Here is a 23,067-nt window from a genome sequence, read left to right as displayed (position 1 = left end):
TAAAATCGAGTGAGTAATTTGCAACTGCTGTCGATCGATCGCGACCCCATTTTCCGGCTGGGGCTGCGAGTCGCCTGCGAGCAGTATCCAGATTTGCAAGTTGTCGCAGACGTATCAACGGGAACCGAGGCTTTGCAGGTTCTAGAAGCTCGCTCGATCGACTCTGGAGCAGCCAACCAGCCCGCTGATTTGGTAATTTTGGGTTTTGAGACGGTAAATGTGCGATCGGGTCAAATCGAGGCGCTGGCAGTTGGTCGCGAACTCAAAAGTTTGTACCCCAACCTGCCGCTGTTGCTGCTAGGCGGGCCGCTGACACCGGATCTGTTGGCGCAGGTACAAGCTGCGGGCGCGAATGGCTATTGTCCTAAAGGTAGAGATATTTCCCAGACAATAGCAGCCATTCGCGCGGTGGCATCGGGCCGCACTTATTGGCCGGCAGATGCGACAGCTAACTCGGAAATAGAACTAAATTCAACGGTAGTTGAAACAATAGAAAACTCTGCTGCAAATGCAGAGGAAAATGCTGATTATCAGACAGTTGATACGCCTGTACACCAAAAAATACTGGCTTATTTTTGTTTGTCTGGATTGCGGGAAATAGATGCAGCTTTGGCGGTTGTCAAAGCTGATTTGCTTCTTGTGAGAGCTGCAGCTCCGACAGATTTGCCTTCTATTTTAGATGGGGTTGTACTCAGCGGGCGCCGCCGAGAATTGCTGGCGGCTCGCTGGATTGTCAGTCACTTATTGTTTGAAGGAAGAGGGGAGAAGGAAGAAGAGAAATGGAAGTCGGAAGAAGGAAGAGGGGAGAAGGCAGAGGCAGAAGGAAGACGGGAGAATTTGTTGAATAATTCTCAGTTGCAAGTGGCGAATTATCAAGTGGCGGCTGAATCTTTGGCGGTTGCAAGTGATTGGCAACGGAGCTTGTTTGACTCGGTGGCGACTAAATTGCAGTTGGATTTGGTGAATTTGACGGGCGTGCCTTTGGAAATCGATATTTTGCGATCGACCAAAAAGCGTGAATTGATTAATTCCATCCTGCGGAAGTTACGGGATTTGCTGGAGGAATTGCGCTTGGGGCAAGTGCAGCAAACTCAATTGTCGGAAAAAATGCCTGCTATTTTGCGGGATTTGTGGGAAGCGACAATCATAGATTTTTTTGGCAGATACTATACGCTGCAAACGGGAGAAAATTTGGTTTTTGACGGCAGTCAAACAAGCTTGAAACTGCTAGAAAGTCAAGGGGTAAGCGCTGCCGATATATTTGCAGGCAGCGGCGTAGAAGTTGTGCCGGTGCTGCTGGCAGATGAAAAAGCAGTTGCCGCAGAAATTCTTGACAAAATACCGATGACTGTTGATTTATTTGCACATTTGCTATTTGAAATTCCTCTAACAGTTGACAATATTTCTTGTGTTGCTGGCAGCCCGCAAGGGATGCAGCGAGCTGAAGCTTTGTTGGAAAATTTGGCTGTTCAAGTTGCTAGCGGAGTGGTGCAGCCTCTGCTCAATAATTTTGCAAATATTGAGGAAATCAAGCAAAGCTTTTACGATGGCAAGTTGATTTCGACACGAGAAATTGAGCGGTTTCGGAATAATTTATCGTGGAGATATCGCTGGGATAGCTATTTTGTGGAACCAAAAGCTATTTTTGAAAGTCGGTTTTGGCTGTTTGTTTTGGGCGATTCTGGAATTAAGAGAATTTCTATTTATGCTCCGAGAAATAGAGAGTTAGCACAGCTTTCAGGGTGGCAGTTGGCTTTGACTTTGCTGCTGGAAACTAGGGATGCGATCGCACCTAGAGTTCGCGCGGTTGTTTCGCTGTTGGGTGCTGCTGTTGTTTACGTTTTGACTCAGGTTATAGGGCGGGGAATTGGTTTGATCGGGCGGGGAATTATTCAGGGGATTGGTAATTCTTTGCAGGATAGCAAGTTTGGAAAAAACGGGTGAGGGAACAGTTGACAGTTGACCTGTGACAGTTGACAGTTGACCGGAGGAAGAAGGAACAAGGAAGTTCGGCAACGGATTCGCAAGGGCGGATGTAACGGATGTAACGGATGTAACAGATTTCAGTCCGAAGGAAGAAGAAAGAAGGAAGGAAGAAGAAAGAAGGAAGAAGAAAGAGGGAAGAGGAAAGAGGACAATGTAGGGGAGTGAACGGATTGAGATAAATCAGTCGCATGAGAGATAATTGGTAATTGCTAATTGATGATTGGTGGTATTATAGATAATGATTACTTAATGCTATAAGGTTGACTTTTTATGAGTATTATGATAGCGATCGATGCCGATCGCATAAACAGTTTAGATTTGTCTCCGGTGCGGACTGTGATTGAACAGTGGCTGGCCCAAGGGGCGATCGCCCAAAACGAACAACAGCTACAATTTGAAATTGAGTATCCGCGCGAAGAATTAGATCCGCGAGAAATCTCGGAACTTCCCGAAGTGCGGCTGTGGTTTATTCGCTTGGATGCTTGTTATCCTTGGCTGCCGTTTTTGCTCGATTGGAAAGCGGGAGAATTGGCGCGCTATGCGGCGATGTTGGTGCCGCACCAGTTCCACCGCACCCAAGGCATTCAGTACAATCCTGAAGCTTTGGAAATGTTTTTGATGAGCAAAATTTTTGTGTTGACTGATTGGTTGAACCAGCAGGGAATTCCCAGTAAATCGAAGTTGATGGCGATGTCGCAGATGTTTGGTTACGATTTGGATGATGCTTTTTTTGATGTCATCGTGCCGCACAAATAAGGGTTCGGAAATCTAATTAATATCCTCCTAATTAGGTAGATGACTCTATACCTTAAGACTTACGTACAAAGGTATAAACCGGGTTTCTTTCGTGGTGGGGTGACCTGCAAAGCTCGCTCCACAAGCTATAAGTTATATCGATAAAAGCTTAATTAATCTTAACAGCAACCCTAAAACGGCTTTAATACAATGCTTGTACCAGCGCACCTCGCAAAGCTGTGGCTGGAATTCACACTTTTATCAGAATTTAGAGTTAGTTTAGATAGATATAAGTAGGTGAGAACGTTCTTAGTTGCTGAAACCCATGCGGTCGATTGCTTCTTCCTTCTTCCTTCTACAACGATCGCCCGATTCAATCGATCGAGGAAATTTCCCATGACAACAGATTACCTCATCGTCGGCAGTGGTTTATCAGCACTGGTTTTCGGAGCTTTGATGGCAAACTCCGGCAAAACCGTACACATCCTCGAAGCTCACGAGCATCCCGGAGGCTTTGGCCACACCTTTACAATGGCCAAAAAATACAGGTTTAATGCCCAATTTCACTACGTTTGGGACTGCGGCGAAGGACATACAGTCAATCGAGTGCTCAAAAAACTCAATCTCGATCGCGATGTCACCTTTGAGCGCTACGATCCGAATGGCTTCGACCACATGAGAATGCCGGGGTACGCCCTCGATATTCCCTCGGAACCAGAGGAACTGATCCGGCGATTGTCGGCGCTGTTTCCCGAAGCAAGCGAGAGAATTCGCAAATTCGTCAACGAAGTCGAAAAAACCGGCGCGGGACTCAGAAAACTCGCTCCTCCCGTCAAACCAATTGAATTGCTCAAAAATTTCGGTGACGTATTCTGCGCCGTCCAACACCTCAACAGTACACTTCAGGACGTTTTTGACAAGTTCCAACTCCCGCAAGCCGCCCAAACCCTATTAGCCCTGCAATGGCCGGACTTTTTGCTGCCGCCGAACCAGCTTTCTTTCTATGCTTGGATAGCTTTGTTTCGAGGCTATCAAGAAGGTGCATTTTACCCGACGCAGCATTTTGAAGATGTCATCAATTCTTTAGTTAAAGTCATTGAATCTAACGGCGGGAAAGTTCTACTAAACCATGAAGTCACGAATTTTCGAGTTACAAACAAAACTGTAACTGGAGTTGAAGCGATGGATTTGACTACCCATCAAACCCATGAATTCACGGGCGACACGGTGATTTGCAACCTCGATCCCAAAAGAGCGGCCAAGATGATTGGAGAGGAACTGTTCTCTAAAACAGTGCGGCGGAAACTCGACTACGAGTATTCTGCATCTAATTACATGGTGTACTGCGTTGTCAAAGATATCGACCTGCGAGACTACGGATTTGGCAAGTGGAATACGTTTCATTCGGAACACTTGGATCTGAATGAAGCTTTTGCTCAAATGTACGATAAAAATGATTTTTCTCGTCCGAGTTTTGCAATTACAACACCAACTTTACTAACGGAAGCGCGGCGGGATTGTCCAGAAGATTGTCAAATTGTGGAATTTCTGACTGTTGCTAATTACGCCTATTTTAAGCAACTCTGGGAGAGCGATCGCAAAGCTTACAGGCAGAAAAAACAAGAGATTCTGGACTCGATTTTAGATGTGGTAGAAAAACACTATGTTCCAGATTTCCGCAAACACATGGTGTTTCATATTACCGGAAGTCCTACCACTAACGAGCGCTTCTGCTGGTGTCCTAACGGCAATTCTTACGGTTCTACCCTGACGCCGAAAAACATGGGGGTCGATCGGCTAAATCACGAAACATCCCTCAACAATTTCTATTTCTGCAACGCCTCCTCGGGCTATCCAGGCTTTGCGCCGACATTTTGGACGGGGGCGCTGCTTTATCAACGTTTATCCGGCGATGCGATTTTAGGGTGAGGAATCACAATTAAATAACTGCGATATTTCGGACTTTGGGTTGAGGTTTGGGCGATCGAAAATTGGCTCATATCTATGAGGAGACGGCTGTGCCTATTGGTGTCAGCTTAGCATCAAATATAGCATGGATCTACTGTTTGATGCTGAAACCCCGATCCCCCCTAACCCCCCTTAAGAAGGGGGGGACAAGAGCTTTAAAGTCTTCCCGATTCTTCCGGCGCCCTCCGATCGAATGGCGGAACAGGAAACAGATCAAAGTCCCCCTTCTTAAGGGGGATTTAGGGGGATCAGGTCTCGGCGATCGACGAGAGATACAAAAGTTTTTCGTCTTGTCCCCCTTAAGAAGGGGTATGCGAGGGGGATCGAGACTAAGTTATAAACGAGAGATACAAAGTTTTTCTGGTTAAATTGACACCTCGGATCGGTGCCGTGTCCTACCCGGAATACAAGCATTCAATTAATAACAATCCCACTATCAATTTAGGAGTTAACCATGAGAATTGCAATTGTTGGGGGCGGAGCTAGCGGTATGGCTACAGCCTACTGGCTCAACAAACATGGGCATCACGTGACTGTTTTGGAAAGGGAGCCGATTTTAGGCGGACACATTCGCACGCTCAATAAAAATGTTTTGCCCAATCAATCTGAGTGCCATGAAATATTAGAAAATGGAGTGCTGGAATTTCCGACTGTGTTTTACAATTTCGTGGCTTTGATGCAGGAGCTAGGCGTTGAATTAGAACCTGTGCAGATTGGTTCAGCGCTGTTTTTTAAAAATGGCCACCATTTTTTGTCGCGAGTATCGATCCAAAAGAATTTCACCGGCATCCAACGCCTGATCGAGTATTTGCGCCTCGATAGTCTCTACGCTCGATCGGCTGGATTTATTTTAAAAATGCGGTTTGCTAAACAGCACGATTTCTACGATATGCCGCTTTCTCAGAGTTTGAAAAAGTCGTGCGTCCGCAATGATTGGCTGAAGTTGCTGACGATGTACAGCTACTCGATACCGTTGGAATTGCTCGACGATTTTCCAGCCCAATTGGCGATGCCTGTTCTGCGGGAATATGCCTCGGTCAACTGGGTGAGAATTAAAGGCGGCGTGTATTCTTACATTGAAAAGATTCTGGAGCGGTTTAAGGGCGATATACTGCTGAATGTGGAGATTGCCAACATTTTCAGAAGTGCTGATGCTGTAAAAATTGTGCTTGCTAATGGGGAGATTCAGGAGTTTGATAAGGTGGTGTTTGCGATGCCGCCAGACCAGGTGATGAGGCTGTTGGCTGACCCGACGGAGGCGGAAATGAAGCGGTTTGGGGCGTGGAAACCTAATTATGCCACGACTGTACTGCATTCGGATACTTCGATGTACGATCGCTACGGTATCCGCAAGTTCTCAGAATTTGATTTTTTCGAGACGGACAAGGGATGGGGCTACAATGCGAGCTTGAATCAGCTTTGTGGCATCTCGTCGCCGCGAGAGTACAGCTTAGCGTTTCGACTCTTCGAGTCGATCGACAAAAACCAGATTATTCACATTCAAAAACATCACACGCCGCTGTATACTGTCGAGTCTTTTCGATACCGAGACGAAGTTATCGAGACTAACGGCGAGAACAACACTTATCATGCGGGAGCTTATTTAGGGAATGGTTTGCACGAAGGAGCGATTACCTCTGCTTTGCGAGTCGCAAAATTAATCGGATGAACTCAATGGTGAGGCGACAAACTCGGGAAAATAGCGGTAAATTGCTTGTCGGTGCAGCACTCTCACAAAAGTAATTAATTAATAATGTCTGCATCAAAAGTTAAACCAATGCGAGAGTGATTTTTGCCGAATGCTTACGCTGCGACACAACCTGCCGCAGTTAAGTAGACACCATACGTCACAGGTGCGCCCATTGTCGATCCGCCAGCTAACTGAGTACCCTCAAAGTTTGCTCCGATGAATGTTGCGCCGCTCAAGTCGGCTTCGCTCAAGTCTGCATAGCACAGCCTAGCCCAATCGAGGTTTGCTTGCACCAAAGAAACTCCCACCAGATTTGCCCTGGTTAAATCTGCTCCCCTCAACTTGACGCCCCGCAACTGAGCTCCGCTGAGATTGGCTGCTACCAAGTTCGAGCCTTCCAAGTTGACCCCGTTGAGTTTGGCTTCGCTGAGGTTGACGCCATTGAGATCCGTCCTGCTCAGGTCGATGCCGTTGATGTAAGCTTTCCTGAGATTGATGCCTGTTAGTTGAGCGGCAAAGAGCTTTGCACCGCTGAGTTTGGCCCCTCCGCAGTTGGCCCAGTTGAGGTTTGCTCCCGTGAGGTTCGCGCCCCGCAGGTTGACGAATTGCAAGTCGGCCGCACACAAATTGGCATTCCAGAGGATGGCGCTGCGCAGGTTGCTACCTATGAGTTGGGCGCCGCTCAACTTGGCCCTGGGCAGTTTTGCTTTGACGAGGAAAGCTCCGCTGAGATTGGCTTTCGTGAGATCTGCGTCGGCCAATCTGGCTTGGCCCATTTTGGCAAAACTCAGATTTGCCCTGCACAGGTTTGCGCCGTTGAGTTCTGCTTTGGCCAGATGCGCCCGACTCAGGTTAGCTCCCGACAGGTTAGCCCTCGAAAGGTTTACTCCGTCCAAGATAGCTCCGCTGAGGTTGGCTCCGCCCAGATCGGCGCCTGCAAAGTCTCTGTTGCCATTTTCGTAGTCTTTGAGCAGCTCGGTTACTTCCATAGGGGTCAGATTCCTAATAGCGAAAATTTATCTAGAAATACTCACTCTTTATAAATATTTTATATCTAATGGAGCGGTGGCGATCGCACTTTGAAGCAAGCTGAAAATTAACTTTATATTTCTCAATATACTTGCTTCTTTTTGCCACACTTCGGACTGTGTTTGACCGTCAACCGTAGAATAATGGTTTCACGGGGATCGGTAGGAAGGCAACGCTTGGGGAGGCACACGATAGGCTTTCCGGTAAATCAAGGGTTTCAGACGGACAGCGAAAAACTGTCCGGTTAAAAGTAATTTCAGACATTGTACCGATGAGGGATTGATATACCTAACGGTAGATGCTACGTGTTCAAAACCTAGCTGATAATTTACCAAAGATTATACAAAACTAACAGCGAGTAACATCTGTGCGAGGCAAGTCGCTTTACTTGCGGTTAAGCAGATATTTCAATCAATGTTATTCTGAGTAAAAATTGAGGAATGATTATGTCAAAAGAAAGAAAAAGCAACAAAGAAGTCAAAAAGCCAAAGAAACAACCTGATGGTGTTGCTAAGCCGAAGGATGACAAGAAAAATTATGGTAGCACGGACGGCCAGAAGGAGAGATAGCTGCCATTCTAGGGATGGCGATTAATCCTGTTCAATGTTCATTGCTATAGTTTTTTCACATCGAAATATCCCATTTTGGGATAATTCTCAAACCGATTCATGAACTCGTGTCCGCTCGAACCACTATCATAAAATTGGTTCGATCGCTCGGAATTTAGTCCCGATAGCCTGCGGACTAAAGTCCTCACTACAAACCTTGTTTATTATGAGTAATTGAGAGGACACGCTCTTTTATTTAGGGTATCTGCTGCGCTTAACCCAAAGTATATTCAAATCAGTTTTTAGCTAGGAATATCAAACTATTGCATTGCCGATCGCATTTAACGCGCTTTGTTAAGAATTTATCGATAAAAACATATAGTTAGATCGCCCAAATCTATCACAGCGATATCTCAGTCACAGCAATATTACCGCCAAAACACACGTCAACATCAGTCCCCGGCGCCCGATCGCGATTTCCATACTCTCCCACATAATAAAAGTATTCTCCCTCCATCCGGTAAACCACAGGCAGCGGCTGCGTCGAAGGCTGGCAAAACACAATTTCCGGTTCCGCACTTCCCGGCGCTAAATGCGGCAAATTCACATTCCAGAAACACCCAGGCTGTGATTCCCGGTTGAGCAACTGAGCCAATACCCGCGATGTCCAGCGAGTCGCGACATCCCAGTCAATTTCCAGTGGCCTTTTAATTCTATGGGAAATTGCGATGCCCGGAATACCGTGCATGGCTGCTTCCCGCACCGCCGCCACCGTACCCGAAATGTACACGTCAACGCCCAAATTGCCGCCGGCGTTAATCCCGGAAAGCACTAAATCCGGCTTGGGACAAACGTGATGGAGAGCGATGCGCACGCAGTCGGCCGGTGTTCCCCCTACAGCATACTCAAATTCCGATCGCCGATCGACATGAATCGGACTGTGAGCCGTCACCTGATGCCCGCAGCCCGACAATTGCCCTTGAGGGGCCACCATAATAGTCTTGCCTTCTACAGCCTGCAAAAGTGCCTGAATCCCTGGAGCGTCGATGCCGTCGTCGTTGGTTAAAATTATCGTCATTGAAAATTTGTCTGTTTTATAGAACCGATTTGAGCTCTAAGAGGCTGCAAGCCTCCTGGTAGCTTTAGCCCAAACTGGTTGTTGGTTGGTGGCGATCGATCGTATGAGCATTGCCGCAGATATATATCATGGCATTGATTGAGCCGCTACCTCCCAGAACTTTGCCGCGTCGTAAAAAGAGTTTGCGGTTTTTGAGGGCGGCTTATTCCTCGGTAAAGCGATATGCTCTGGTATTTCAGTATCCACTTTTAGAGATTCTCCTTCTCTGTTGTTTGTAATCGATTAATTTAGTCAGGAATGAACCGGAATCGATTAGCTTAAAGACCGATCGCCAAAAAACTGCTGATTCATGCGATCGTAGTGCTCGCAGAGATTCGATCGCCCGAGAACGCAGTCAACAATTGAGCTGCCATAGGGTGGTTTAATGAAATTACCAACGTAGGCATAAGCTGTGGCATCTAACGTTGTGGGTTGCTCTCCCATAAAAAACGGTTTATCTGCCAAGAAATCTGAGAGGGCTTGGAAATCAGCACAGATAATCTGGATGATTTCCTCACTGCTATGACGACCGATTCCTTGACCGTACATTTGAGAAAGTACCGTTTTACGAAACTCTTCGGCAAACGGTTCTGATGATTCTAGTGGAGTCTCAGGGAAAAGCCCGCGCGCTAACACTGCTCGAAAGTCTTGCCAGTTTTCTTGTATGTTGTAGCGAATGTAGGCTACTCCCCAATGGGTATTCTCCTTGAGCGTGCGGCGGAACGCTAGAGAGATCGATCGCTCAATGCGAGTCAAACCAGCATCAAGATCGATCGCTTCTTTTTGCTTCAGCATCTCGATGATTAAAGTGGCATCACCCACCAGTTTTCCCTGATAGTCGATGAAAGGAATTTTACCCTTGGGAGCTAGCTCAAAATTGTCTGCTGTGACGACAACCGTGTGGTAAGGCAGCTTTGCCATGCGAAACCAGGTTTCAAGTTCCATACAGGCTGGGCTAATGCTGGGTAGTCCCCACAATGACTGTGCGGTATATAGGGTAATCATTTTCTCAAAATCTTTGACAATAAGACGATCTAGTTTGAGCGCTCGCAACTCAAAATCTTTGCCCTAACGGGGTTTCAAAATAATGCTTAATGCCCTCTCAAAGATTCAACTTTTCCTACAAGCTTTATGGCTCAAGATACGGTTGTTTTTATACACCTCTAAAGTTCCCGACTTCGGGCTATCCAACGTGCCATCCCACACCCAATATTCATAATTTTCCTTCCGAAACTTATACACTTTCACACCTTCTGTCGCTTTGACAGTTCCTCTACCCAAACTTAAATTACCGTTGGAACTGGTGGCGCGATAGAGAAGTTCGCGGGAAGTTTTATTCTGCCAAATATTGATGTTATAACCGCCTTGACATTTGGTACTGAGGATGAGATTAGCAGTAGAATCAGCCGAGGCTTTTAAGGAAAAATTAGCTAATACACAGATTGGCAGAGCAAGAAGTAACGCGGACTTTGCAAGTAGTTTTTTCATGGTTTTCCTTATGGTGAGAATTGTGACTTTTTTCCCACTTATACCGTATCCCAAATCTGAGTTATTCATCCCGGTATAAATTACATGGTGCGTCGCTCGTTTAATTTCGAGCTACAGCGATGATTTTTCGTGGCTCCACACCCTACAAGGGTTAGATCGTAAACGCCGTAAGTAGGGTGTGGAGCCATCAACAATCCCTGAAAAATAGCGACCATTTAAGAGCGACGCACCTTCTTATCGGGGTAGTTGTAAACAAACAAAACATTAATCTTGTAGCAATTTTTTCTCAAAATCATATTGTATCATGCCCGCTAGATTACCATAACAAAAACGGTTTGTAGTGCAAACTTCAGTCCGCTATACGGCTGCGGACTTCAGTCCGCACTACGAACCTTAATTATTGGGTTCAATTCACCTATATAGTTGACCAAAGTGCCAGGAAATACACGACTTTTCAGTTATTAAAAAATGAGACATTTTCCTTGACAGAATCGCGGCTTGTATGCAGATGATTAATCGGAAAATCCGGCTCGGAATAGCCAACCGCTAAACTGAGTAAACAATGCTGTCAAAAAAGGAGTTGTTCAGGTATTTATTGAGAATCCTCTGAACTGGATGGAGCAACAAGAGTTGAACTTAGTTCAAGAGTCTCGGTTTCTGTTCCCATTATTGGTAAAGCTGTTGTCGCAACGAAAACCATGTGAGGACTGTGAAAGGTTTGCCGCGCTTCTGGTTTTTGGAGTGCCACCATTGTTTTTACGTGTTCGTCTTCGTCGTCGCGGATATTTACGAACACGTCGTAGAGATTATCCACTTTGGGACGGCGAAATTCACGATTTGAGGTAGTTTGAACTTCTTCAAACATATAGAGATCGCCATCGCGATAAAAGTTGATTGCGACTTCGGGTGCAGCTTGAGCTTTTAGTTCCTCTTCATTTTTCTTCAAGTATTCGTCATAGGTGTGGTAGGCATGACCTTCAATCAGTTCCATCAGGTAGTAGGCGTACTGGGGAAATATCATGTAGAGCGGCACGACTACCCAGTAGTAAGCCACGGCAAGGTGTTGAGCGATGAAGCGATCGACCCACAGGCGATCGCCCCCCAACTCTTCCATAATCAACAAATGATGTAATTCGTTCCAGGTTTCAGCAAAGTGAACTTTCAACAAGTCTGCTTTGCGCCAGTAACCCAAGGTTTCGTAAAGATGCAGCACCGATAGATAGGAAAAGTAGGGCACGCGGGCGATCGTTTCTAGCATATAAAACCGAGCGTAGGAACGATTTCCGTAAACGACATCAATAATGAATACGAAAAAACTGACAATCAATCGAATCAAAACTTTCATGATTCATTCCTCAACAAGGATTTTTTGAACAGCCCGACTTGTTTAATTACTCTGCGCTTTTGATTATTTGCGCCAGTAATTGTTAGCGGCGGCGATCGTGGCAAACTCTGTCGCCACCGTCTGTCCAACGGCAATCAGCATCATGGCATCATTGCCATAAATCTCTCGCAGTTGTAACCGTTTCGCTTCATCCGGCTGAGTCATTTTGATAATCAGACGCGCCATTTTCACGGCTAATTGCCGCCCCTCTTCCGGCGTTTCGGTTAACAGCGAATTATTCGGAATCAGCGTAATTTCAGGTGGTGGGGCTGCGGGTGAATCGTTGGAAACTGTTGTGCTATTCATCTCAATATCTCAATAGTGGTGTGTTGATAGAGCTTCGACTGTTCATCTACTTCGATCGTGCAACAGCTTTGTAATTGCTTCAATGAGCTAGCTCATATTTTAAACGATTTATCCAGGACTTACTCACGGGTGGCCGGGAATCTGGTTTTTTACGAAAATTCTGCTCCGTAGTTCGCAGTAAGGGTAAAAAAGCAGGTTTCCTGGATAGAAATGCGTCAGTCCTGTTGTCGATCGCGATCGGCTGCTAACATCCTGTAAAAGTGGGTGAGCTATAAATAGATAAGACGAAACAGCATCGTTAGGCTCTCCCGGATGCTTAACGTACAATGTAGCAGATGATACTAAATATCTGAGGGCTGAACGTTGAAACCCTTGATTCTGCTAAATTATTAGCTTACATTATCACCATAAGTACGAGAGAGCCGATAATAAGTTAATGTCTATTCAAATTGCGCTTTGACGCAGGGGATGGGAGAATAGATAGAAATCCTTACCAAGGATAGTATCTAAGTTCCAGTCCTCATTTCCCATTCATAAATCAAATACTCATCTACACTGTTACCATTATTACATCTCAACTCAGGAGAGTTACATGAGCGAAATTACTCAGAGCAATACCAAAGCAGGCTGTCCCCCAGTTCCTCAGTCAATTATGACTGCAAGCAGAAAAGAACTAGATCGCGTCCCACTGAATATTGAAGGGAACTTACCAGACGAAGTACAAGGTTACGTCTTTATTGTTGCGCCAGTGGGAACCGTTGAATCAGGAGGTCTTCCATTTACAGACGGAGACTCATTCTTGAATGGCGATGGCATGGTTTACCGACTTGATTTTAATCAAAAGGGTAAAGTAATGTTAAAAACGCGGATTGTCAAGCCTCTAGATTACCATTTTGATGAGGCAACTAAGGGTACTAAGTTGGGGTTTCGCAATCAAGGTATCTTAAGGTTCTCCTTACTTCTTGGCGCGCGCAACGAGTTAAATACAGCTTTTCTGCCCGTGAAATTCTCCAAAGACGAACAGGAACGGTTATTAGTAACTTATGATGCGGGTCGTCCTTATGAAATTGATACCGATAGTCTCCATCTGGTGACACCAGTTGGGTCAAATAAAGAGTGGCGTCCTGAAGCTCCTCTGCCCTATCTTTTTCCACCCATTTTTAGTACCGCCCATCCTACTTTTGATACCTACACGGGCGAGATGTTCGCAGTTAATTATGGTAGATCGTTAGAAAATTTTCTTCAGACTATACCTTCCATTAAAGAGATAGACGAACTCTTTCCAGAAGTTCGTCAATTTTGGGAAAAATTTAAGGGTTTAGAAGATTTTGTCTATCTGATTCGCTGGGACGGAGTGACTCACTTGGAGCGGTGGACGCTGGTAAATCCTCATGGCTCACCAGTCAGCATTAAGCAAACTATCCATCAGATTGGAGTAACCGAAAAATATGTAATACTGATGGATACAGCCTTTAGCACCGGACTGGATCAGTTGCTAGGCAATCCTTTTCCAGGCGACAAGGAGCGAGAAAGAATTTTAAGGGACTTATTAGGAAGTCCACCTTCACCCGATTCTATTATTTATATCGTTAGCCGCAGCGATCTGCAAAAGGGGAAGGGGCAGCGTCCAGCCTTGAACGAACCAGAAGTTAAAGTTGTCGCGCGGAAAGTGGTAATTCCCCTCGAAGCTGCTCACTTTTTGGTGGACTATGAAAATCCTAAGGATAAAATTACGCTCCACGTAGCTCATATTTGTGCTTGGGACGTTGCTGAATGGCTGCGTCAATACGATCTTTCCGCTTATCAACCTCACAATCCCGTGCCTAAAAACTTGCCTGGGATGGAACTGAATGAGATGGACATCAGCCGTTTGGGACGCTACGTAATTGACCTAAACAACCAAGATCAAACCATCGAGCCAAAAGTTATCTGGGATATCGAATATACATGGGGGCTTGGATTATACGCCTACCTTGACCGATTACCGTCAGGTAAAACTCCCAGAAAGCTAGATAATATCTACTGGATTTCTTTCGGACTGTGGAAGGATTTAACCACCGAGTTTTTGTGCCACTTATACCGGGATTATAAGTATCAGGAAGTACCGCAGTCAGATGTTTTGGCTCTGGCTGAAAAGGGCGTACCAGCTTGCTTGCTGCGACTGGAAACGCAGTCGATGAAAATTGCCGATCGCTATGAGTTCGATCCTGGCTACATCGTCAGTTCACCGCAGTTTATGCCGCGTCGCGGTAATCAAGGTAGTTCAACTGACGGTTATATAGTTTGTACCGTTTTCACTCCCCAAAGAAATGAAATCTGGATTTTCGAGGCTGACAATTTGTCTGGCGGGCCGAAATGCAAACTGAGCCATAAATCCCTAGACTTTACATTCACATTGCATACAGCTTGGTTACAACAAATAGGATCTCGTTTATCTGAATACAAAATCTCCCTGAAAGAAGATTATGAGGACTTAGCAAAGAACTTCCAATACCCTCCGGAGTTCGAGCAAGAGATTCAGGAGTTGTTTGCTAAAGAGTTGTACCCGCGTTTTGCAAGGGAGTAAAAATTTGCTCGCAGCTAGATTTATGGAGAATCGGGCTGGGAGCTATAATAGTTTATTAAAAGGTAAAGGTAAAAATTAATGATAGGTATTTCAGGTTACGAAATTAGAGAAAAGATTTACGACGGGGTTAGAACGGTTGTTTACCGAGGTATAAGAAATCGGGAGCAAAAACCTGTTATCGTTAAAATAATAAGAGAGGAACATCCTACCCTAGAACAAATCACCAATTTAAGACAAGAATTTATACTTACTCAAAATTTAGATTGTGCAGGGATTGTCAAAACATATAGGTTAGAAACTTATCAGAATAGTTTTGCTCTAATATTAGAAGATTTTGGCGGTCAGTCATTCTATGAGTTTATGGCAGCAAATCGACTGTCATTAAGCGAGTTTTTGAGAGTAGCGATCGCTCTATCCGAAACTTTGATCTATCTCCATCAAGTACCGATCATTCACAAAGACATTAAGCCCTCAAATATCATTATCAATCCAGCGACCGGAAAAGTAAAACTGACTGACTTTAGTATTTCATCGCGCTTGGAATTGAAAAACCAAAGCATTAGCAATCCCAACTTGCTAGAAGGGACTCTCGCTTATATGTCACCCGAACAAACGGGGAGGATGAATCGAGCAATTGACTACCGCACCGACTTCTATTCTTTAGGAGTGACTTTCTATGAAATACTGACCAACCAGTTGCCATTTAATACCACCGATCCGATGGAGTTGGTTTACTGTCATATTGCCAAACAACCCGTCCCACCTAAAGAGGTAGCAGAAATTCCTCAAGCGGTTTCAGATATTGTGATGAAATTATTAGCAAAAAATGCGGAAGACCGATATCAAAGTGCGGCGGGATTAAAATTTGACCGGGAAACTTGTTTGCAGCAATTGCAGACAACTGGTCAGATTGAAAACTTTCCCATCGGTCAACGCGATCGCGGCAACCAATTACTCATTCCCCAGAAGCTTTATGGCAGAGAAACCGAAGTCCAAATTCTTCTAGATGCCTTTGGGCGAGTCAGCCTTGGTGCCACCGAGATGATGTTGGTTTCCGGGTATTCCGGGATTGGTAAAACTTCAATTGTCAATGAAGTTCATAAACCAATTGTAGCAGCGAGGGGGTATTTTATTGCGGGTAAATTTGACCAATTTAAGCGCAATATTCCCTATGCAGCTTTAATCCAAGCATTTCAAGAATTAGTTCGTCAGCTATTAACCGAAAGTTCCGAACAGATTGCTGTTTGGAAAGAAAAATTATTAAAAGCGCTAGATAATAACGGTCAAGTTATTATTGATGTTATCCCCGAAGTAGAACTAATTATCGGTAAACAGCCGGAAGTTCCTCAACTGGGATCTTCGGAATCGCAAAACAGATTTAATCGGGTATTTCAACAATTCATTCGCGTTTTTTGTCAACCCGAACACCCGCTAGTAATATTCCTAGACGATTTACAGTGGGCAGATTCGGCATCTCTAAAGTTAATCCAACTCTTAGTCACTGACCCAGATAACAAATATTTGTTAACGATTGGAGCTTATCGAGATAACGAAGTAAGTCCCGTTCATCCTTTAATTCAAACGCTAGAAAAAATTCAAGAAAATGAAACGGTGGTGAATAATATCACCATTCAGGCCCTGGCTTTGGATAGCGTCAACCAATTAATCGCCGACACTCTCGATGCCAGCGTAAACTCAGAGCAAATCAAGCTTTTTTCTGAATTACTTTTTAATAAAACCCAAGGAAATCCGTTTTTCTTAACGCAGCTACTCAAAACCCTGTACTCCGAAAATCTGCTGGTTTATCAAGTAGATACAGACCGCTGGGAGTGGGATATTCAACAAATCCAAGCAATTGGTCTCGCAGATTTCAATATCGTTGAACTGGTTGCCCGAAATATTCGCAAACTCCCAGAAATAACCCAGAAATTATTAAAACTAGCGGCTTGTATCGGCAACCAATTTAATTTAGAAGTTTTATCAATGGTCAACGAAGAATCAAACTTAGTGACGGCTGCTCATTTGTGGGAGGCAATGCAAGCGGGTTTGATTCTGCCGCTGTCTGAAAATTACAAAATTCCTCTAGTATTTGCCCAGGAAGAGTTGGCATCTGTACGGGATATCAAAGTTGAATACAAATTTTTGCACGACCGAGTGCAGCAAGCAGCTTATTCTTTGATTCCAGAATCGGAGAAAAAAGCCACTCACCTAAAAATTGGTCAACTGTTGCTGAATAATACAACAGAGCAAGAGCGAAAAGATAATATTTTTGCTCTGGTTAACCAACTGAATTTTGGCACAGATTTGCTAACTAATCAGTCCGAAAAAGATGAGTTGGCTGAATTAAACCTGATCGCCGGACAGAAAGCAAAGGCCGCGACTGCGTATGAAGTTGCTGTTAATTATTTGAATGTAGGTATAGAACTCCTGAGTCAAGATAGCTGGGAAATTAGATACGAGCTGACATTTGATTTTTATCTGGAAGTGGCGGAAGCCGAATATCTCAATGCCAATTTAGAACGAGCAGTAATTTTGTGCGATAGCACTCTCAAAAAAGCCAAAACAATCCTCGAACAAGTCAACTTATATGTGCTGAAAATTAGGCTTGAACTCGCTAAAAACCAGATTAAATCTGCTTTAGATACGGGGCTACAAGTTCTAGAAATACTGGGAGGGACAATATCTCAATTACCCCCGCAAGAACTTAATATTGAGGAGTTAGCTACGCTGCCAAAAATGACCGAGCCCTACAAGCTGGCGGCTATGGAGCTTTTAGTTCTGATTTTCCCACCAGCTTGCTTCGCAGAAAGCCCGCTATCGCTACCAATTCTATATACTATGATCGAACTTTCTCGTCAGTATGGGAATTCGCCACAGTGTACTTTTGCCTATTCTATTTACGGAGTACTGGTGTGTTGGCTCATACCAGATATAGATTTTGCCTATCAACTTGGTAAACTTTCTTTACAAGTATTAGAGCAGTTAGATGCCAAAGAGTTTCGTTCTAAAATATTGGTTAATGTTTCCATCTGTATTACGCACTTCAAAAAGCATACTAGGGAAACTATAGAACCCCTTCGTCAAGCAATTAATAGCGGCTTAGAATTTGGAGATATAGAATATGCTTGTCATGCTGCTGATTACTACTGCGCTCATCTGTTTTTTAATGGCGATCATCTAGACTACGTGCAAGAACAACAAAAACACTATATTGATTTTGCCGATAATTTTTCCCAAGAATATCAGTTTTATCTGCTCAAAATAATTGGTCAATTAGTCGCAAATTTACGAGGCATAACAGATAATAGCCTAATTTTAACTGGTGAATTTTTGAATGAGGGAGAAGCTATTGCTTATTTGACAAAAATTAATAATTTAATGTCTTTATTTAGAGTGCTTTTTGCAAAAACCCTACTTTGCTATTTATTTAAAGATTATAAAAATGCTATAATTAATGCTAAAACAGCGTTAAATAATTCAATGCTTGTTCAAGCTAACATTAGCTTTAATAACCATGTTTATTACTATTCTCTGGCTCTTTTAGCTCAGTATTTTCAGGAAAGTGAGGAAAAGCAGCAACAATATCTGAAACAAGTAGAAGAAAATCAGGAAAAGATGAAATATTGGGCGCAACATTGCCCAATGAATTACCAGCATGAGTATGACTTAGTAGAAGCAGAAAAAGCCCGCGTCTTAGGGCAATCTTTCTCAGCAATGGAATATTACGACCGGGCGATAGATGGAGCCAGGGAAAATGGATACGTCCAGCACGAAGCCCTCGCCAATGAACTAGCAGCAGAATTTTATTTAACTTTAGGTCGTCAGAAAGTAGCGCGTACCTATCTAATTGACGCTTACTATGCTTATATTCGCTGGGGAGCCAAGGCAAAAGTTAAAGATTTAGAAGAGCGCCATGCTGAATTACTCGCACCAATCGTCGGTAGAAAAAATAGCCTTCCGAGTGGAGGAGACGAAATGATTGTTCAGACCAGAAATACTGTCATTTCTACCAATTTAGGTGCTGCACAAGCTCTGGATTTATCAACAATTATCAAAGCCTCCCAAGCGCTCTCAGGGAAAGTTCATCTGGATGAATTGCTCTCGAATTTGATGCAAATATTGCTGGAAAACGCGGGAGCAGAAAAATTTTATTTCCTCATACCTGACCCAGCAGGTGAGTGGAAAATTGAAGCTCAATGTACGGGTGAACGATGTCAATTAATCTCCAAGTCAGCGACTGAAAGTCAAGAGATTCCTATCTCGCTGATTAATTATGTAGAACGCACGCAAGAAACTCTTGCGATTGATGATGCAACGACTGAAACCAGGTTTGCATCTGACCCGTATATTATTCAGCAGCGACCTAAATCTATCTTGTGTAGCCCCCTGATCGATCGAGGTAAGTTGATGGGCATCCTATACCTAGAAAATAATTTAACAGCGGGGGCTTTTACGCGCGATCGCCTAGAAGTCCTCAACATCATTTCCGCCCAAGCTGCAATCTCCATCGAAAATGCCCGCCTCTATCAAACTTTAGAAGAAAAGGTGCAACAACGCACCGCCCAACTCGCCCAAGCCAACCAGGAAATTAGCGCCCTCAACGACAAACTTAAAGCCGAAAACATCCGCCTCAGTGCTGAGTTAGAAGTCACCAAACGACTGCAACAAATGATCTTGCCCAAACAATCAGAACTAGATAAAATTAAAGGATTAGAAATAGCTGGATATATGCAACCTGCCGATGAAGTTGGCGGCGACTACTACGACGTGCTAACCCAAAATGATCAGGTAAAAATTAGCATCGGCGATGTTACCGGACATGGTTTAGAAAGTGGCGTATTAATGATTATGGCGCAAACCGCCGTCCGCACTCTCCAACAAATGAAGGAAACCGATCCGGTGAAGTTTCTTGATGTGTTAAACCGCACCCTTTATGCCAATATCGAGCGCATCGACTCGTCTAGAAACATGACCTTGGCTTTGTTAGATTATCAAGATAGTAACCTTACCCTCAGCGGTCAACATGAAGAAATAATTGTAGTCCGTACTGATGGTAACATCGAACGTATCGATACAATGGAACTCGGCTTTCCTCTGGGATTAGAGGAAGATATTTCGGGTTTTGTTTCCCAAATTCAAGTGCATCTTAATCCAGGGGATGTAGTAGTGCTTTACACAGATGGAATTACCGAAGCTGTAAATATAAATCGAGTGTATTACGGCATAGAAAGATTGTGCCAAGTGGTGAAAGAAAATCGCCACAAAACGGTTGAAGAAATTCGACAAGCAGTAATTGATGATGTGCGGCAACATATTGACAAGCAGAAAGTTTTTGACGACATTACGTTGGTAGTCCTAAAACAGAAATAACGCAAGTTGGTCCTGGGGAATTGGTCCTGGGGAATTGGTAATTGGTAATTGGTAATTGGTAATTGGTAATTGGTCATATCAAGTTTGGTTGCACCGTCCTGGGTATAGTGGGGGTGCAGCCGATCGGGACGAAGAGGCTCGCTCCATTGCCTTCCTTGGACGCGACTTCTCCAAAGTCCTAAATTGGGCGATCGCCCAATTTACCGCAAACATTCACCTAAAATCCACAAATCCCCAAAAACATCAACCAACTTGTGGTAAAGTTTTGTGTCGATTGCTTTGCGTCAAGGCAATCTTCTGCAAGTTCAGTTAAACGCGCTCACAGCTATGTTTTTGCCAATTCTACCCTTAGCTCAAGCAATCCCGACACCTCCCGCCCAAGAACTCATCATCCAGCCAGAAGTCCCGCTACCGGAAAACGAACTGGATTTGCCACAACCGCAGACAACGGCCCCGCTAAACACAGTCATGCAGCCCCAGCAAGTGCGCGTTTTGCCGGGACAACTCGATAGCATCCCCGTTTTCAACAGCAACAGCCCGGAAGTTGTGCAAACCGAAGGCATTTTGCTCTCCACATTTCCGCAAGAAGAAAAACAAGTACCTTCTGCACACTTAAACTTTGCCTTCAAAGGCCGATTTGACATCTTCGCCCACCACATCGCCAAAGCTAAAAATCGCGCCGAAACTCGCACCTTATTTCAAGGCATAATTGTCTACAATCCCAACTCGGAACCTGTTACTTTAAATGTATTGCAAGGAGCGACATATTTAACTCGGCCGGATGCTTTGTTTGTCGATTTGCCGTCGTATTTAGAAAATCGATTCGGCACTGTGTTTGCGGGGCCTGGCAGCCGCATCACGAGCGATGTGCTGCGGGGATACAGACAAGCCATTTTGCCTGCTGCGATCGAGATTCCGGCTCTGCAGAGCCGAATGCTGATGAATTTGCCGATACCTGTGGGGAATGTCACGCCTGCTTCCAACGGGCGATCGACTTTAATGCGAGTGTCGAGCAGCAACTCGGTTTACGTAGCTAGTTTAGCCATGTTTGCTCCTCAAACTAAAGAAGGAGTCGAGCAATATCCGACTTTAGAACAGTGGGAAAATATTTTAAATACCAAAGGTTTAGCGGGGCCGAGAGATTTGGCTCCAACTCCGACAGGCGAAAATCCCGAGCAAAAAATTTACGGCCGCGTGGCGGGAGTAGCTGAAGGTTCCGAGTGGAAAGCTAAAATTACTGACAATTCGAGAACCGATTATTTAACCGTTCCCAAGCGCGGCGAATCATTTTCCTATGCTTTGAGCACTACTGATACGGGTACTTTTGGGACGGGTCAAATTCAAAGCGCTAAAATGTTAGCTCGCTATCCCGATACTGCTTATTTTGCTCACGGTAATTACGGGATTCAATACAATTTAACTTTTCCGCTTTACAACAAGTCTCGCGAACCCCAAGCTGTTAGCATTAGAATGCAAACACCGATTAAAGCAAATACAGAATCGGCGGGATTGATGTTTTACGAGCCGCCGGAAAATCGGATATTTTTTCGAGGTACGCTGCGGGTGATGTTTAATGATGATACGGGCAAGACTTTGACGCGCTACATTCACATCGTGCAGCGCCGGGGACAGCAGGGGGAACCTTTGGTGAATGTGAATATGAAGCCGGGGGAACGCCGTTTGGTGCAGGTGGATTTCTTGTATCCGCCGGATGCGACGCCGCCGCAAGTTTTGACTGTGCGATCGAGTAATTAGTTGGTGGTTGACTGTATATTTACGCTGTCCGAAACGCGGTTGAATTTCTAAAAACAAAAAGTTCGATCGCTACTCGACGGGCTCGCCCTTAACATACAAAGATTCGAGAAACTTAACGGCTTCATCAAGCACAGCTTCCGGTAACTTTTCAACAATCGCGATCGCTTTTTGACGGGTTTCTCGATCGACTGCGGTTGGTTCCTGCGAGTCAGTGTCTGCTAAACCGCTATGTTCAAATGGCTTTTGCTTTGATAAAGCTGTTTCTGGAGTGACAAAAATGCCAACATCTGCCGGAAGTTCGACAGTTTCACGATTGTAGTATTTGACAACCAGATTTGTCACATTCATCGCTACCCGCTGATTAAATCGGAAAACTTCTGAAAAAGTGCGTGAAGCGAAGCTATCCCGTAGGGAATCGCCGCGAGTAGTCTGAAGTAAATGTTCTCCCACTTGATTGACTTCTGTTGTAAAAATAAATTTGTGTGTATCCGTACCAACTGACACCAAAACCTGGTGAGTATTAGGTTCGCTCGCAGGTTGAATAGACAAAACTTGCACTTTCATCGTATTAATGAGTAAACTGCTTGAAGGTTCCAGTAATTTAAAAACTCTTCTAATTCCATTTTATATTTTGTAGCATTCCAAGGGTCACGAATCAGAATTTTTCCTGTATCGTCGAGTCCATCAACAATGACTATATGCCCTAAGTCAGCTAAAGTTTCCCACAAAATAGCAGCCCAAGAACCAGTGCTAATTAATACCTCAACTATTTCAGAATTTGTTGCCCCAGGAATAGACATAGTACCGCCCAACCAAAATCTAGAACTGTTTGTATCCAGAGTATTGAGTGCGATGGCTAAATCTTCAATATTGACAGGTACTCCAGTTTCAGCGGCAATTAAAGATTGGTTCGCACCATTAATTCCGCGATCGCCAAGGAGCATTTCACCGCAAGCAGGGCCAGATGATAACTTATCTTGTTGTTGGACGACATCCCGATCGGCTATTTCATCAATAACTTGCCAATTGCCACCGGCTCCAGACAATCCTGCCATAACATCAGTCTATCATTTATCTATTTTATCTGCTTTACCAAACTGTGTCTATATTCGATAATGAGATATT

Annotated in this window: 16 protein-coding genes and 1 pseudogene; 8 read left to right on the top strand and 9 right to left on the bottom strand. The window is 44.4% G+C overall.

The features are described 5' to 3' along the window. Window positions 1–9 precede the first annotated feature (9 nt). The 4 genes from QUB63_RS16485 (at window position 10) to QUB63_RS16470 (ending at window position 6,358) form a co-directional block, all read left to right on the top strand. Complete coding sequence (locus tag QUB63_RS16485; RefSeq protein WP_332946332.1) at window positions 10–1,944, top strand: DUF3685 domain-containing protein; 1,935 nt, start codon at window positions 10–12, stop codon at window positions 1,942–1,944. Window positions 1,945–2,256: 312 nt separating this feature from the next. After that, window positions 2,257–2,742 (top strand): CRR6 family NdhI maturation factor, encoded by a 486-nt coding sequence (locus tag QUB63_RS16480; RefSeq protein ID WP_332946331.1) that lies wholly within the window; start codon window positions 2,257–2,259, stop codon window positions 2,740–2,742. A 375-nt stretch (window positions 2,743–3,117) separates the two neighbouring features. Then, on the top strand, window positions 3,118–4,650 hold the full coding sequence (locus QUB63_RS16475; protein ID WP_332946330.1) for a phytoene desaturase family protein: 1,533 nt from the start codon (window positions 3,118–3,120) through the stop codon (window positions 4,648–4,650). Between the two features lie 493 nt (window positions 4,651–5,143). Continuing rightward, the gene (locus QUB63_RS16470) at window positions 5,144–6,358 is read left to right on the top strand and encodes an FAD-dependent oxidoreductase (RefSeq protein WP_332946329.1); all 1,215 of its coding nucleotides are present in this window, start codon (window positions 5,144–5,146) and stop codon (window positions 6,356–6,358) included. Window positions 6,359–6,492: 134 nt separating this feature from the next. Here QUB63_RS16470 and QUB63_RS16465 read toward each other — a convergent pair whose 3' ends face one another. Then, window positions 6,493–7,368, bottom strand: a complete 876-nt coding sequence (locus tag QUB63_RS16465; protein ID WP_332946328.1) for a pentapeptide repeat-containing protein — start codon at window positions 7,366–7,368, stop codon at window positions 6,493–6,495. A gap of 486 nt (window positions 7,369–7,854) precedes the next feature. Between QUB63_RS16465 and QUB63_RS16460 the strand changes: the two genes are divergently transcribed. Beyond that, window positions 7,855–7,977, top strand: a complete 123-nt coding sequence (locus tag QUB63_RS16460) for a hypothetical protein (protein ID WP_332946327.1) — start codon at window positions 7,855–7,857, stop codon at window positions 7,975–7,977. Window positions 7,978–8,356: 379 nt separating this feature from the next. On the opposite strand, the gene surE is transcribed toward QUB63_RS16460, so the two are convergent. The 6 genes and pseudogenes from surE to QUB63_RS16430 all read right to left on the bottom strand — a co-directional run bounded on the left by surE (window position 8,357) and on the right by QUB63_RS16430 (window position 12,251). Then, a complete protein-coding gene (gene surE, locus QUB63_RS16455; protein ID WP_332946326.1) occupies window positions 8,357–9,034 on the bottom strand; it encodes a 5'/3'-nucleotidase SurE in 678 nt (225 codons plus the stop codon). Window positions 9,035–9,098: 64 nt separating this feature from the next. Next, window positions 9,099–9,215, bottom strand: a pseudogene (locus tag QUB63_RS16450) (GMC family oxidoreductase N-terminal domain-containing protein); the annotation flags it as partial. A gap of 131 nt (window positions 9,216–9,346) precedes the next feature. Then, a complete protein-coding gene (locus tag QUB63_RS16445) occupies window positions 9,347–10,018 on the bottom strand; it encodes a glutathione S-transferase family protein (RefSeq protein ID WP_332946325.1) in 672 nt (223 codons plus the stop codon). Window positions 10,019–10,183: 165 nt separating this feature from the next. Beyond that, the gene (locus QUB63_RS16440; protein ID WP_332946324.1) at window positions 10,184–10,561 is read right to left on the bottom strand and encodes a hypothetical protein; all 378 of its coding nucleotides are present in this window, start codon (window positions 10,559–10,561) and stop codon (window positions 10,184–10,186) included. A 592-nt stretch (window positions 10,562–11,153) separates the two neighbouring features. Continuing rightward, window positions 11,154–11,906, bottom strand: a complete 753-nt coding sequence (locus QUB63_RS16435) for an alternative oxidase (protein WP_332946323.1) — start codon at window positions 11,904–11,906, stop codon at window positions 11,154–11,156. A gap of 63 nt (window positions 11,907–11,969) precedes the next feature. After that, the gene (locus tag QUB63_RS16430; RefSeq protein ID WP_332946322.1) at window positions 11,970–12,251 is read right to left on the bottom strand and encodes a hexameric tyrosine-coordinated heme protein; all 282 of its coding nucleotides are present in this window, start codon (window positions 12,249–12,251) and stop codon (window positions 11,970–11,972) included. Window positions 12,252–12,843: 592 nt separating this feature from the next. Between QUB63_RS16430 and QUB63_RS16425 the strand changes: the two genes are divergently transcribed. The 3 genes from QUB63_RS16425 (at window position 12,844) to QUB63_RS16415 (ending at window position 21,942) form a co-directional block, all read left to right on the top strand. Further along, entirely contained in the window at window positions 12,844–14,817 is a 1,974-nt protein-coding gene (locus QUB63_RS16425) for a carotenoid oxygenase family protein (protein ID WP_332946321.1), read from the top strand. Window positions 14,818–14,895: 78 nt separating this feature from the next. After that, window positions 14,896–20,187 (top strand): AAA family ATPase, encoded by a 5,292-nt coding sequence (locus QUB63_RS16420; protein ID WP_332946320.1) that lies wholly within the window; start codon window positions 14,896–14,898, stop codon window positions 20,185–20,187. 327 nt (window positions 20,188–20,514) lie between these two features. Beyond that, window positions 20,515–21,942: a DUF3370 domain-containing protein gene (locus tag QUB63_RS16415; RefSeq protein WP_332946358.1), complete on the top strand. Its 1,428-nt coding sequence runs from the start codon at window positions 20,515–20,517 to the stop codon at window positions 21,940–21,942. Between the two features lie 69 nt (window positions 21,943–22,011). On the opposite strand, the gene QUB63_RS16410 is transcribed toward QUB63_RS16415, so the two are convergent. Together QUB63_RS16410 and QUB63_RS16405 are read right to left on the bottom strand one after the other, a co-directional pair. Next, window positions 22,012–22,491 (bottom strand): hypothetical protein, encoded by a 480-nt coding sequence (locus tag QUB63_RS16410; RefSeq protein WP_332946319.1) that lies wholly within the window; start codon window positions 22,489–22,491, stop codon window positions 22,012–22,014. Window positions 22,492–22,502: 11 nt separating this feature from the next. Next, window positions 22,503–22,997, bottom strand: coding sequence for a papain-like cysteine protease family protein (locus QUB63_RS16405; RefSeq protein WP_332946318.1), 495 nt, complete (start codon window positions 22,995–22,997; stop codon window positions 22,503–22,505). Window positions 22,998–23,067 lie beyond the last annotated feature (70 nt).

Origin of the sequence: Microcoleus sp. ARI1-B5, from assembly GCF_036705795.1 — a bacterium.
Lineage (GTDB): Bacteria > Cyanobacteriota > Cyanobacteriia > Cyanobacteriales > Microcoleaceae > Microcoleus.
The sequence above is the reverse complement of the archived record's forward strand: the minus strand, read 5'-3'. Positions and strand labels throughout refer to the sequence as shown.

Bases quoted from the DNA above. Each gene is read 5' to 3' on its own strand.
- QUB63_RS16480 (WP_332946331.1), top strand. From the start codon at position 2,257: ATGAGTATTATGATAGCGATCGATGCCGATCGCATAAACAGTTTAGAT.
- QUB63_RS16475 (WP_332946330.1), top strand. From the start codon at position 3,118: ATGACAACAGATTACCTCATCGTCGGCAGTGGTTTATCAGCACTGGTT.
- QUB63_RS16470 (WP_332946329.1), top strand. From the start codon at position 5,144: ATGAGAATTGCAATTGTTGGGGGCGGAGCTAGCGGTATGGCTACAGCC.
- QUB63_RS16465 (WP_332946328.1), bottom strand. From the start codon at position 7,368: ATGGAAGTAACCGAGCTGCTCAAAGACTACGAAAATGGCAACAGAGAC.
- QUB63_RS16460 (WP_332946327.1), top strand. From the start codon at position 7,855: ATGTCAAAAGAAAGAAAAAGCAACAAAGAAGTCAAAAAGCCAAAGAAA.
- surE (WP_332946326.1), bottom strand. From the start codon at position 9,034: ATGACGATAATTTTAACCAACGACGACGGCATCGACGCTCCAGGGATT.
- QUB63_RS16445 (WP_332946325.1), bottom strand. From the start codon at position 10,018: ATGGAACTTGAAACCTGGTTTCGCATGGCAAAGCTGCCTTACCACACG.
- QUB63_RS16440 (WP_332946324.1), bottom strand. From the start codon at position 10,561: ATGAAAAAACTACTTGCAAAGTCCGCGTTACTTCTTGCTCTGCCAATC.
- QUB63_RS16435 (WP_332946323.1), bottom strand. From the start codon at position 11,906: ATGAAAGTTTTGATTCGATTGATTGTCAGTTTTTTCGTATTCATTATT.
- QUB63_RS16430 (WP_332946322.1), bottom strand. From the start codon at position 12,251: ATGAATAGCACAACAGTTTCCAACGATTCACCCGCAGCCCCACCACCT.
- QUB63_RS16425 (WP_332946321.1), top strand. From the start codon at position 12,844: ATGAGCGAAATTACTCAGAGCAATACCAAAGCAGGCTGTCCCCCAGTT.
- QUB63_RS16420 (WP_332946320.1), top strand. From the start codon at position 14,896: ATGATAGGTATTTCAGGTTACGAAATTAGAGAAAAGATTTACGACGGG.
- QUB63_RS16415 (WP_332946358.1), top strand. From the start codon at position 20,515: ATGTTTTTGCCAATTCTACCCTTAGCTCAAGCAATCCCGACACCTCCC.
- QUB63_RS16405 (WP_332946318.1), bottom strand. From the start codon at position 22,997: ATGGCAGGATTGTCTGGAGCCGGTGGCAATTGGCAAGTTATTGATGAA.